Origin of the sequence: Pseudomonas sp. Irchel 3A5 (assembly GCF_900187575.1) — a bacterium.
Classification (GTDB): domain Bacteria; phylum Pseudomonadota; class Gammaproteobacteria; order Pseudomonadales; family Pseudomonadaceae; genus Aquipseudomonas; species Aquipseudomonas folii.
The window spans coordinates 58,120-70,433 of the sequence record NZ_FYDU01000016.1; the positions used below are offsets into that span (position 1 = coordinate 58,120).

The 12,314-nt window shown below is 54.7% G+C and carries 9 protein-coding genes; 7 read left to right on the forward strand and 2 right to left on the reverse strand.

Translation table 11 applies throughout. The features are described from left to right. Positions 1–112: 112 nt before the first annotated feature. The 4 genes from CKW31_RS23740 to CKW31_RS23755 all read left to right on the forward strand — a co-directional run bounded on the left by CKW31_RS23740 (position 113) and on the right by CKW31_RS23755 (position 4,419). The gene (locus tag CKW31_RS23740; protein WP_095100670.1) at positions 113–904 is read left to right on the forward strand and encodes a CPBP family intramembrane glutamic endopeptidase; all 792 of its coding nucleotides are present in this window, start codon (positions 113–115) and stop codon (positions 902–904) included. A gap of 104 nt (positions 905–1,008) precedes the next feature. Beyond that, on the forward strand, positions 1,009–2,574 hold the full coding sequence (locus CKW31_RS23745; protein ID WP_095100907.1) for a PAS domain-containing methyl-accepting chemotaxis protein: 1,566 nt from the start codon (positions 1,009–1,011) through the stop codon (positions 2,572–2,574). A gap of 327 nt (positions 2,575–2,901) precedes the next feature. Next, positions 2,902–3,567 (forward strand): hypothetical protein, encoded by a 666-nt coding sequence (locus CKW31_RS23750; RefSeq protein WP_218192162.1) that lies wholly within the window; start codon positions 2,902–2,904, stop codon positions 3,565–3,567. A 276-nt stretch (positions 3,568–3,843) separates the two neighbouring features. Then, positions 3,844–4,419 carry a hypothetical protein gene (locus CKW31_RS23755; protein ID WP_256582710.1) on the forward strand — a complete coding sequence of 192 codons (576 nt, stop codon included), beginning with the start codon at positions 3,844–3,846 and terminating at the stop codon, positions 4,417–4,419. A 106-nt stretch (positions 4,420–4,525) separates the two neighbouring features. Here the strand turns inward: CKW31_RS23755 and CKW31_RS23760 are convergent, their stop codons facing one another. After that, complete coding sequence (locus CKW31_RS23760) at positions 4,526–6,727, reverse strand: autotransporter outer membrane beta-barrel domain-containing protein (RefSeq protein WP_095100913.1); 2,202 nt, start codon at positions 6,725–6,727, stop codon at positions 4,526–4,528. Positions 6,728–7,147: 420 nt separating this feature from the next. On the opposite strand from CKW31_RS23760, the gene CKW31_RS23765 reads away from it, so the two are divergent. From CKW31_RS23765 to CKW31_RS23775, 3 genes are all read left to right on the forward strand, one after another. After that, positions 7,148–9,019, forward strand: coding sequence for a hypothetical protein (locus CKW31_RS23765; RefSeq protein WP_095100672.1), 1,872 nt, complete (start codon positions 7,148–7,150; stop codon positions 9,017–9,019). A 58-nt stretch (positions 9,020–9,077) separates the two neighbouring features. Continuing rightward, entirely contained in the window at positions 9,078–10,979 is a 1,902-nt protein-coding gene (locus tag CKW31_RS23770; protein WP_176469964.1) for a hypothetical protein, read from the forward strand. A gap of 118 nt (positions 10,980–11,097) precedes the next feature. Beyond that, on the forward strand, positions 11,098–11,562 hold the full coding sequence (locus CKW31_RS23775) for a hypothetical protein (protein WP_095100674.1): 465 nt from the start codon (positions 11,098–11,100) through the stop codon (positions 11,560–11,562). On the opposite strand, the gene CKW31_RS23780 is transcribed toward CKW31_RS23775, so the two are convergent. After that, the gene (locus CKW31_RS23780) at positions 11,559–12,248 is read right to left on the reverse strand and encodes an alpha/beta family hydrolase (RefSeq protein ID WP_095100676.1); all 690 of its coding nucleotides are present in this window, start codon (positions 12,246–12,248) and stop codon (positions 11,559–11,561) included. The two genes, CKW31_RS23775 and CKW31_RS23780, sit on opposite strands and share 4 nt — an antisense overlap. Positions 12,249–12,314: the final 66 nt, after the last annotated feature.

Below are 12,314 nucleotides of genomic sequence, written 5' to 3' on the forward strand. Positions count from 1 at the left end.
AAAAGAACTGGAAATTACCCTGCCGGATCAGTGAAGCTTGGCGCCCGCTTAAACACCAGCACTTCACAACGGCCTGAAGCAACACGCGCGAACGGATTCCAGGGAGCACCCCATGCCGGCGATACGCTGGACCAGCCTGACGCTACTCATCCTCGGCTACTGTATTGCCCTGAGCTTTGGCGACCTCAGCCTGCCAGCGGCAGTGACATTTGGTCTGCTGGTGATGGCAGGCATCTGCGTAACGCAATTCAGCCAGCGAGCGGTGGTGTGCTTCGGTCACGGGTTATTCATCACCCTGGCTTTCGCTTTGGCGATTCACTGGCTGCCCGGCTTCTTCAGCGAGCGTGTCATCGCGGCTCAACGCTTCTCCCCCGAAGCCGCGCCATTCTCGATGTACCTCTATCTGGACAAACCACTAATCGGCATCTGGATTGTGCTGGCCTGTCCGTGGCTGTTACCGGCAATACCTGCAAGGCAGGCATTGAAAACCGCTGTATTGACCTTGCTCGGGACAAGTGCAGTCTGCATGGCCCTAGCGGTCATGCTGGGCGTCACCGGCTGGTCGCCCAAATGGCCAGCGCAAGGCACGCTGTGGCTGTTGAACAACTTGTTGCTGGTCACCCTCACCGAAGAGCTGTTCTTTCGCGCCTATCTGCAGGGGGGCTTGCAGCGTCTGCTGCAACGCGTGCCTTATGGGCCAGCACTGGCGCTTTGTGCGGCCTCCTTCCTGTTCGGCCTGGCTCATTTGGGCAGCGGATGGCAATGGGCACTCCTGGCCGGAATCGCTGGAACAGGCTATGGCCTTGCCTACCGCTTCGGCGGATTACAGGCAGCGGTGGTCACACATTTCGGGCTCAATCTGTTGCATTTCAGCCTGTTCACGTATCCGGTTTTTGATCGCTGAGCCAGTCATCATCGTCGGTGACTTGTGGGTCATTTGGCAAAAATGCTCAATAAATGAGTATTTTTGTCGATAACGTCACAAAGCCCCAGCGGATCGGACAGCTCATGCGTAATAACCAGCCCATCACTCAGCGCGAACGGACATTCCCTGCACAACAGCGTTTGATTTCAACCACAGATGCCCGTGGCGTGATCACCTATTGTAACGACGCCTTCGTCGAAATCAGTGGCTTCTCTCGGGAAGAACTGCTCAACGCACCCCACAATACCGTTCGCCACCCCGACGTGCCGCCAGCAGTTTTCGAACATATGTGGAGCACGCTCAAGCAGGGCCTGCCGTGGATGGGCATCGTCAAAAACCGCAGCAAGAATGGCGATCATTACTGGGTCAACGCCTACGTCACGCCGATGTTCGAAAACCAGAAGGTCGTGGGCTTCGAATCAGTGCGGGTTAAACCGACTGCCGAACAGATCAAGCGTGCCGAGGCGCTTTACAGCCGCCTGAACAAGGGTAAATCAGCCGTTCCAGGCCGTGATAAATGGCTGCCGGTATTACAGGACTGGCTACCATTCATTATGGTCAGCCAGCTCAGTTTCCTGATCGGCGTGTGGCTCAACACCAGTTGGGGCTTCGCTTTGGCTGCCGGTTTGTCCGTGCCATTGGGCCTGCTGGGCCTGTCCTGGCAGCAACGTGGCATCAAGCGCCTGCTGCGTCTGGCCGAGCAGACCACTTCTGATCCGCTGATTGCGCAGATGTACACCGACAGCCGTGGCCCGCAGGCCCGTCTGGAAATGTCGATCCTCAGTCAGGAAGCACGCTTGAAGACCTGTCTGACGCGTCTGCAGGACACGGCCGAGCAACTGACCGGTCAGGCACGCCTATCCAACAGCCTGGCCAATTCCAGCTCCAGTGGTCTGGAACGCCAGCGCGTCGAAACCGAACAAGTCGCCACCGCCATCAACCAGATGGCCGCCACGACCCAGGAAGTAGCCAGCCACGTGCAGCGCACCGCTGACGCCACTCAACAAGCCAACCAATTGACCCGTCGTGGCCGCGACATTGCCGGGGAAACCCGCGAAGCCATTCAACGCCTGTCCCGGGCGGTTGGCGAAACCGGCCTGACGGTGACCCAACTGGCTCAAGACAGCAACGAAATCGGCGGCGTGGTCGACGTGATCAAAGGCATCGCTGACCAGACCAACCTGCTGGCGCTGAACGCGGCCATCGAAGCGGCCCGCGCCGGGGAAATGGGTCGCGGCTTCGCCGTCGTCGCTGACGAGGTACGCCAACTGGCGCAGCGCACCGCCGAGTCTACCGGGCAGATCCACGGCCTGATCGCCAAGCTGCAAAGCACTGCCAACGCCGCCGTGCAGACCATGAACACCGGCCATCGTCAGGCGGAAGAAGGCGTCGCCAAAGTGCTTGAAGCCGATGAAGCGCTCGTCGGCATCAGCGAAGCGGTCGCCAACATCACCGACATGACCACCCAGATCGCCGCTGCCACCGAGGAGCAAAGCTCGGTCGCCGAAGAGATCAGCCGCAACATCGCCACCATCGCAGACCTCGCCGACCAGACCTCCGACGAAGCGCAACGCTCGGCCGTCCTGAGCGGCGAACTGACCGACACCGCCAACTCCCAGTACTCACTGGTGGAACGCTTTAATCGCTGATTATCCAGCGTTATCGAAAAACCCTGGCAGACATGTTCTGCCGGGGTTTTTTATTGGCTGTTGCCGTGTATAGCCAAGACGCAGGACTACATAGTTAATGAAGTAGTTTGTAGGTAACTTCTGAAAGTAAATAGATAGGGTGCATTGGGCTCACTTTTACTGTGCGAAGCGTTGACAGAATGAACGGGTTCCGATTAGTTGATTTTCAGAGTTCACCTCGCATAGATAACTACTGCCTAGGTGGATATTTTTTAAGGGTGGGCTCTGAATATTTTAATTAACTGATGGTCGCGCTGAATTAGAGGCGTGATCTGGAGAATCAAAAAAATGAGCAAACACATTAACAAAAGCGGACTTCCAATCCCGTTCGTACCCGCAGCCGACCCGATTGACGGGTTGCTACGGGTGAGCACCTTAAACAACCCTATTGATGTAGAGTTCCGCCTCTGGGAATTTATGTACCCAGGTTATTACGTACAGCTGATGCTAAATGGTGAGTTGGTCGGCGCGATCTGGACGATGACCGATAGCGACACCTCAGGGGATATTATTTCAATGGTTCTCGATCCCGAACATTTGCTGAATGACGGTACTTACAGCCTGGGCCTTAGGGCCACCAACAACGAAAATGGCGTGAGTAGTGACTCTGCGACTATATCGCTGATCGTCGATCGAACCTCCCCAGGCGCGGCTCTGCTAGCACCGGCCATGCTCGCAAGCGTCAGCTTTGGGGACTTTCTGAATGCGAAGATCCCAAGCTACGCAGGCATGGAGACCGGCGACATGATCCAGACAGTCTGTAACGGGATTCAAGGTCCAACCTATCGCGTTCAACCAGAAAACCTCACAACCAGCCCCGTCGAAATTTCCTTCACTCAGGAGTTTCTTGAAGGCCTGTTCAGCGACCGGGTAAGTATTACTTACCACGTAACCGACCGGGGCGGTAATCGCTCTATTCTTGCTCAGTCAGTTGAGCTGACCCTCCAGCGCTAATACCACGAACATCCATTTGAATAGCAAAACAAAGATCCTGTGCGCGTTTGCGTGCAGGATTTTTATTATATTCACGCGAGACAAATCCGCGTACGCGTTTGCACTTCACAAAATAAAACCATGCTCCGCTACACCGAATCGTATGAGTCATTTATCGGAAGCGTCTGACTTGACCTCGCATACACGACATCTTCTAATACGCCCAACACATGCCATGGACGCAACGCGACAAGTTAAACAACACATTAAAATCTATCTGTCATTCAGGACGAAAAGATGAACGAAGAGTTCACACCCGGCGCACCACCCAATAAAAATTCCACCGTCGAGAAAGCCAGCGAACAGCACACACCGCTCAAGCAGGAAAATGCCCCTGAATTAACGCTTGTCTCTACCAACTCACATCCAGAAGGCGCGGACTCAACTGTGTCAATACAGCACCCTGACTTGAATATCTCCCGTTATTTGAAGGCACCCAGGCTGGCGAACGTCAAACCTAATACCGTCAGCTACGAACAGGCCAACGCCGGTGTCCACATCAATATTCCCGGCTCTGAGAAAATGCGCCTCGGCGATACGCTGGTGTTTTATTGGGGCCAGAACAAATCCTCGACCCTGATTCGTTTACGCTCTATCAGCAAGGACAGCACGGTACGAGTCCTGTGCGTCAGCTACGATCTCATCGCCCAGGTGCAGTATGGTCTGGTGGACGTTTATTACGAGGTGCATCGCGACCAGTATCTGATCGGCACTTCTCCTGCAGTACGTGTCACGGTCAATCGCGATCCAGCGCCTGCGAGGCAAAGACCAAAACGGAGTAATGGCCCCGGTAGCTCGACAGCGAATGCCTGACGGTCCATGAAAAGCGATAACCCCCGACGATTGCTCGACGGGGGTTATTCACTGTTGTGATGCCCTTTGCAGACTCAGGTCATCTGAAGACAGGGGCGCAATCCGACTAAAACGCGAATTTCAATCCCACGTTTGCGCCCCAAGGCTGCTCGACCTGCTTGCCTTTCATGTAATCGAAATCGGCATGCAGTTGTAGACGCTCGGACAAGGACACCGAAATCCCGGCCCCCACTTCGGCTCGAGAGCCGAACAAATCATTGTCAAACCGCGTGGAGTTGACCTTGACCTCATTATTACGGGAGAACTCCTGAGCCGCTGCCAATCGCAGGTAAGGCCGCACCACACCGCCATCCTTGAGGCTGATGCTCCGCCCTGCCGATGCCCCGACCTTGGCCAATACCGATTGGGTCTGTTTGTTGCGAGCCTGCATCCCGTTATCCAACGCATAGCTGTCACCTTTAACCCACACGCTGGAAAATTGCGCATAGGGTTCGAGGAAATAGCCATCGTCAAAACGGATGTTTCTGCCAAACTCAAGCGATCCACCAAGACCGATGCTCTCATAATTCCCCTTGGCTTTCGCACCGTCGCTCATGGCGACTTTGGATTCATTGCGAAACCGGTTGAGTTTGAGAATCGCGTCCAGGTAATAACCGTCGTCCAGCAACCAGGTACCGTACCCACCCACGTAATAACTGCCGATCTTGCCGCTGGTGCCTTGCCCAATCGCCAGATCGTTTTTGCTGTAACCGGCCATCAAGCCCAATGACAACTGCCCGACACTTACCGGAAGTGGTGCATCCGCGCCCAACGAAAGGCCGCTCTGATTGTTTCGATAATCAACCCCATCACCTGTGCTGGCATTGAACCGGCTGCCATAAGCACGCATCCAGCCGCCACTCTGTTCATGGCCGCGCACCTCGCCCATGCGGCTGCGTAACGTGCTCAGTTCGCTGTTCCAGATGTTCGGAGCCGCGTTGAACAGCGCCAGCACACTTTGAGTAGACGGGGTGATGCCCCTGCCGGAACCGACGATGAACCAGTCATCGCCCTGCTGCTCCAGCTCGTAGGAATAGACGCCCAGATCCGCACGCCCGCCCAAAAGACTGAACTGCGCATCGCCCCCGTCGGTGTCCACGAGCAGCAACCGCTGCATGTCGGGGTCGACCGCTTGAGCGCCAGTGTTTTTCACATACAAGCCATGATTACCAGTGGCCTGGCCCTCGACCCGCAATAAATCGCCTTGGCGTTCGTCCAGATTGACCCGCATATCAAAAGTCCCGCGACCGGAAAGTTCGCCTAGGGTAAGCGTCTTGTGCGCTCCCTCGCCGAAACTCACCCGCCCGCCCCGCATCGCCAGCGAGTTCACCTGACTACTATCCGCCAGTGTCCAGCTTGCACCGGAGTTGATCGCCAACTTATCACTATTGATGATATTGCCGGTGAGTTGGGCGTTGCGTTGCAGGGTAACGTTCAGGGTGCTGGTGGTGTCGGCAACGAGGTTGCCGTTGAGAGTGCTGTTGTCGACGATTAAATTTACAGTGCTCAGATTATCGGCTTCCAGCAAGTTGCCATTACCTGACAGCAACGTGGATCTATTTTGAATGGTGATATCGGCAATCGCGCCATCGCTGCCTGCCTCCTTCGGAGCAACACTGATGGCCGGGCCTTCGACGCCCTCCACAACGGAGCTGTCGATGACTATCGTACTCAGAGGTTGAACTGGAATGGCTGAGGAATCCAAGGCAAGCGCCATATTTATTCCGTTGTACTGACCGCGTACATGACTGTTTTCGGACACCGACAAGGTTGCCCCCACAACATCGATACCAAGGCCTCTGTTCTCTGCCGACTCAGCACCGTAGACACGGCTGTCAGCAATCGTTAAAGAACGGTTTGCGCCTAAATTTATCGCCTTGCCTAACCCTGATAAATCACTGGAGCGCACGATTCCCTCGGAGCCACTACCACCAAAGCGCAATGCATATCCTGTCTCATTACGAATGACCGACCGTTCAATAGTCGCCTCACCGATATCAACCCTGATCCCTCCATTCACTACGCCATCACTTACATTGATAGCCGACTCCATAACCAATACCGAATTGACTACGCCGCCATTAATTATATTGAGAACCCCCCCCTTAGTAACATGATACGAATCGACCGGGGTAGAAGCGTCAACCGTCTTTACAACACCCTCTACCGGAACCACCTGTGTCAATTGACCCCCGATAAAAACCCCCCCTTTATTAACCGTTATATGTTGCTCTTGAGGCAAATTCGAGTGACTCGCCCAAGCATCCATACCAGGAGCCGCCCCAATAAAAAAAGCGACTGCGATACGCCCCACACCAGATTGCAAATAACGTATTTCGTACGACACAAATTCGTCTCCCTATTTAACAGAAGACGCATTCTTCTCGACTTAATCACGGGACTACTACCTAACGCCAGCAGAGAATAGTAGGAAAACTCCTAGAACAATGAGCTTATTTCCTACATACACAGGAATTTTGTAGGAAACTTCTGAAAATTTCAGAAAGGTAAGATTTATCTACCACCTTCGGTTGACGTCCTGAGAAAAAAACGATTACTTCCGCCCTAACTTGAAATCAAGCAATGACACAAACGTCGCTGTGAATTTTCCAGGTTATTACTTCAGAGGTTCACGCTATAAGCGGACCTCTATACGAATCGTAAATAATATCAAAAAAGGAATTAAACAATGGAAGCTACACAGAGAAAACCTCTCATTGTCCCGCAGTATCGAAAAGCAAAACAGGAAACAGTTGTTCACGAGAAGCCAGATGTACCGGTCGCCTTCCATGACGACGACACACCAGGCCTGCTACCGATCTCTGCACTGGAACGTCCCGTAACCGTCACACTAAAAGTCTGGCCGGGTGCACGCCCCGGATATACCTATCAACTAGTCTGGGACAACGTGCCTTACGGCGACGCAGAGTTCATTAGCGAAGATGAGCAACCGGGCGACCCTCTCACGCTACAAATCCCGGTCAGCCTGTTGGATGAAGGTGTCCACATGCTGCAATACCGAACTTACAACCCGTTGAGTCAGATAGCAAATCGCTCGTTCCCTTACATGGTGGTTATTGATAAAACACCACCAGGCTCCCCGGAGTTGAGCCAGATTCAATTTCCTCCTGAAGTGCAGAACGGCCTCACGGCTGCCGAACTCGCACAACTGGGGGGCAGACTGGAAGCGCATATTGCCGGCTATACCGGCATGGCTAAACACGACCTTATTCAGACATTGTGGGGTAACACCCCAGGACCGAGCACAGACGTCGATGAAGATGACATGGGGCTTAATCAGGTTTCGGTGACATTCACCAAGAGCTTTCTGGAGAGTCTGGGTGAACAGGAGCAACCGGTCACGTACCGGGTGACTGACCGGGCTGGGAACCTTTCAATTGAGTCGAATCCGGTACCCGTAATCTTGAGGCTCCAGGAAATCCCATCGGACTATCCTGCCCCAATCATTGACCCGGATCTGGGTAATCTGATTGACCATGCCGAGGCTCTGGTTGGTGTAACGGTCGATATTCCTCACTACGACAATGCCAGCGCACTGGATCAGATTCGACTTTTCTGGGGAGAGAGCAACCCTATGCTCCCCGTGTCCTTACCGCCGGGCAATGAAGACGAAGATATTGTTCTTTCTCTGCGCGTGCCCTTTGAAACCATCAATGCGCTACCTCCCGGAGAGGTCAAGGTCTCTTATGAGGTATCCCGACAAAATGAAGTCGTCGGCACCTCGCTCATCAGCACTGTCGATGTGTTCCTGACGCTTCCTGTGACGAGTCCTCTGACAGCCCTGACGGTACAAGGAACCAGTATTGAGAACCCAAATACCACCGAAAACTTTATTGACGAGGATGATTACGAGCTTAACGGTCGTGGCATCGTGGCCTGGAACCAGGACTTCCAGGTTAGCGATGATCTGAATCTTTATTGGGGTGATCAACAAAAACTTCAGTGGTATCAGATTAAAGCTACCGATGTCAGTGCGGAGAAGGATCTGATGATCCCGATTGACAACGGAATTCTGAAACTTCAAGGCACGGGCGCTGAAATTCCGGTGTATTTCACTCTGGTGCGAAACGGTAACCCCAACCCTGCGAAAGCTCCGATACAGTCAGTAGTTGTTCGATCCAGAGAAGAGTTGCCTGGTGGTCCAGACGGATTGGAGGGGCCGCAATTCAAACTGAACTCCGGAGGCTACATCGCTCCTGTACTGAACCCAAATGGCGCCGACTTGCTGATAGTACCTTATATCAACATTGCCAAAGATCAGAAAGTAACATTGAGCTTCAAAGGCTTTGATGATGACAACACCCCCATTGAAGCGTCGAATTATACGGCTGCACGGGAGCTGGATGAGTTTGACATCATTGATGGCTACACATTCACCGTGCCATATCGAAACTTAAGAATGATCTGTACCGGATTCGCAGAGGTGAGTATCAAAGTTGAACCACCACCAAGCAGTAACCAAAGTGCCGTAAACTCTACTGTGACGCGCGCACCTGTTCATATGCTGGACTCAGCCGAGTTGACTTGTACATTTCGATAAACATAGATACAGCGGGCCAAGGGCCCGCTGCATCCTGCAGATATAACTAGGAAAAATCATGCTTAATCAAAAAGATATTCCCTCGCCAGAACTTGACGCACCCTCCGTGCCAAGCGCACTTGATAATGGAATTATCCCTATCGAGTATTTAAATAAACCGCTAATGGTAGAGTTCGATGTGTGGAGCGCGGCGCGCCCTCAATTTACTTATCAACTTCTGTTTGATGACATGCTCATAGGCCCGGAAAAAACAATCGATGATGAGCAGCCAGGAGAGCGCCTGACGCTTGAAATCCCTGTTGCACTCATGAATGAAGGCCTGCATTACGTCGGCTATAGAACCAAAAATCCGTTTAGCGAACTCACTGACGATTCATTCACCACTCGAATCGAAATCGACCGCACCGCCCCCGGCAATCCACTCCTCGCCCCAATCATCTTCCCGGTCGCCATCCAGAACGGCCTGACTTCAGCCGAGCTGGACGCTCTGGGAAACAAATTGCCCGGCAAGATCGCAAGCTATAGCGATATGAAAGAAGGCGATGTGATCCGCACTTACTGGGGCACTGTGGAAGGACCTGTGGCAATCGTTGGCAGTGATGACATGGGCCTGCATCGAGTCATGGTGGATTTCTCGCGGGAGTTTCTGGAGTACATTGGTGATATCGAGGCACCGGTCTTCTATACCGTGACTGATCTGGCGGGCAATCTTTCGGCGAATGCCCAGGCAGTACAGGTCAAATTGCAGCTTCGGGTATTGCCTGAGCTACCGTTGCCGGTGGTGAAGGAAGCCAATGGCGATACGCTCGATCCGGTCAACGCGACACAGGGTGCAACGGTGGTGGTGGGTGCCTTCGCGCAGCTGGCCCGCGGGGATCGCGTAGAGGTGCAGTGGCGCGGACCTGATGCAAGTGACAGCAAGGAAAAGACGATTACCGATGCCGATGCAGGCAGGGATCTTGAGATGCTGTTCTCGGCAACCCTGGTGGAGGCGAATAAGGGTCAGACGGTCTCGATCACTTATGACGTCCTGCGCGCCAATGGTAGTGTGCAAACGTCCGGAACGTTGCTGCTGAAAATTCAGGCTGGCGTGACCCGCCTCCCCGCCCCAACCATGGACACCGTCGGCGCCGACGGCCTGCTCACCCCTTCACATATCCCCGATTCCGGTGCAACAGTGCGGGTGGGGTATGCGGATATGAGCAGTGGCGACAGTGTGGTCGTTACCTGGGAAGGTACAACCCGCTACAGCACGCCAGCGCAGGTGATCGGCGGCGATGCGCAGTTGCAGTTCAATATCCCCAAAGCCCTCATTAACCAGAACATCGGTAGCTCTGCGAGTGTGACGTATACCGTGACGCGGGCGGGCACGGCGGTGGTTTCTGCGCCGCTGTGGTTGCGGGTTCAACAGGGCATGAACTTCGACACGTCGCCTGTGCGCCTGGGCGGGAAGGTTTATCTGATTCCCGGTCGGCCGGATGTCCTGCCAGACTTTCCGGCAGGTACAACGGTGCGGCGCATTGCCAGTGGCGGGCAAGCGCCTTATGCCTATGTATCCAGTGACGCTCGCATCGCCCATGTGGATGAGAGTGGCCTGACTTCGGTTCGGGGTAACGGGACGGCGAGAATTTCGGTGACGGATGCACTCGGTGAAACGAAGAGCTATACGGTCACGGTCAGTGGCGTCATTCAATGCATCGGGCTGGGCTCTGGCAAATATGCGCAGATGACTGCTACCGCTGCAGGTCAGGGTGCGCGTATCCCCTCGATTGATGAGCTGAATCAGATCTTCAATGCTTACGGCAATCGCTGGCCAATGGGTGATGGGCTGTACTGGTCGTCCACGGTGGCAGCGCAGAACCTGGTGGGGATGAAGTGGTACCTCATCAAAAACCTCGTGACCGGCGCGAACTTCAAAGTGCTGGAGCACAGCATCAGCCTAGGCGTAGGTATTCGCTGACCGGTGATGCTGCGGGTTCAGACTGAGACCGGATGTCCGGGCGGCGCACTGCCTATCCAGTGCGCCGCCCTTCTCTCCATCCTCCAAACCACATACCTGCTCAGCAAGGAGCACGTTCATGAGCGCGTCCGCAATGCCTCGTAAATCGCGGCTTAGCCCGCCGACCTGCAAGGGCAGCTTCCAGGCTGTGGTCAATCAACACCCTTTGATCGTATTTTCGCTTTCGGCAAGTCTGACGTTACGACCGGAGCTGTCACCGACGACTCGGCAGTGGATCTGGAAGGTCATCGCCGAAGGCAGGATCGGCCGTAAACGTGCCAGTATCGGCCTGTTCTTCGATCGGGATCTGCCCCTGGGCACTCACGACCTGGTGGCCAGTGAGTACATCAGAGTCGTCTATCACCAGACACCCAACAGCCAGAACATCATCTATCACTCGGGGCATATTCAGGCCGGGCAACTGACGCTGCTTGAGGCCGACCTGTCCGCGCAACATCTGAGGGGTGAGTTCGGCTTCAGCATTTCCGCCGTGGACTTCGCAGTGACCGGGGGTGAGTTCGATCTGCACTGCCTGCCGACTTAACCGAGCAGGTCGACGATACGTTTCGCGGTGTTGGCCAGGCAGTCTTCGTAGCTGATGCCTGCCGACTTCAAGGGCTTGAGGTCATGATTGGCGGCGGGAATCCACAACACGTCAATCGCAGGGGACAGCGTGTAGCCAGCGACGCTTTCCTTGTTACCCAGCGCATCCCGCTCACCCTGCACGATCAAGGTCGGCGCTTGCAGATCTGCGAGGTGCGCGACCCGAGGTTTTTCCGGTTTGCCTGCCGCGTAGAACGGATAACCCAGACACACCAGCGCATCCACTTGCAGCTCATCTGCGATCAGGCTGGCCATACGCCCGCCCATGGACTTGCCGCCAATGGCCAGACACCCAGTGACATGGGGTCGCACACTGGCATACACCTCACGCCAGCAGTCCAGTAATTGCGCCTGGGGATTCGGCGGCCGACGGCGTCCGTCGACCCGGCGTTGCGCCATGTAGGGAAACTCGAAACGCAACACGTTGACGCCATGCGCGGCAAGGCGCGCAGCCATGTCGTTCATGAAGTCGCTGTCCATCGGCGCACCCGCGCCATGGGCCAGAACAAGCGTCGCCACGGGCTTGCTTCGTGGGTCTGTGAACGCCTGATTCCATAACCAGCCCCGGTCTTTTGCCAGGTGCGCACATTGATCTTCGTCAATACCGGCACTTTGCCCAATGCTCATGCTTGCCTCGCTTTTGATGAGTCTGCCAATAACCCGGAGCTAAACCTGTGCGTAGCGCCCCGATCT

What these genes read in the sequence shown, in the direction of transcription:
- CKW31_RS23740 (WP_095100670.1), top strand. Translation starts at nt 113, where the DNA reads ATGCCGGCGATACGCTGGACCAGCCTGACGCTACTCATCCTCGGCTAC.
- CKW31_RS23745 (WP_095100907.1), top strand. Translation starts at nt 1,009, where the DNA reads ATGCGTAATAACCAGCCCATCACTCAGCGCGAACGGACATTCCCTGCA.
- CKW31_RS23750 (WP_218192162.1), top strand. Translation starts at nt 2,902, where the DNA reads ATGAGCAAACACATTAACAAAAGCGGACTTCCAATCCCGTTCGTACCC.
- CKW31_RS23755 (WP_256582710.1), top strand. Translation starts at nt 3,844, where the DNA reads ATGAACGAAGAGTTCACACCCGGCGCACCACCCAATAAAAATTCCACC.
- CKW31_RS23760 (WP_095100913.1), bottom strand. Translation starts at nt 6,727, where the DNA reads ATGGATGCTTGGGCGAGTCACTCGAATTTGCCTCAAGAGCAACATATA.
- CKW31_RS23765 (WP_095100672.1), top strand. Translation starts at nt 7,148, where the DNA reads ATGGAAGCTACACAGAGAAAACCTCTCATTGTCCCGCAGTATCGAAAA.
- CKW31_RS23770 (WP_176469964.1), top strand. Translation starts at nt 9,078, where the DNA reads ATGCTTAATCAAAAAGATATTCCCTCGCCAGAACTTGACGCACCCTCC.
- CKW31_RS23775 (WP_095100674.1), top strand. Translation starts at nt 11,098, where the DNA reads ATGAGCGCGTCCGCAATGCCTCGTAAATCGCGGCTTAGCCCGCCGACC.
- CKW31_RS23780 (WP_095100676.1), bottom strand. Translation starts at nt 12,248, where the DNA reads ATGAGCATTGGGCAAAGTGCCGGTATTGACGAAGATCAATGTGCGCAC.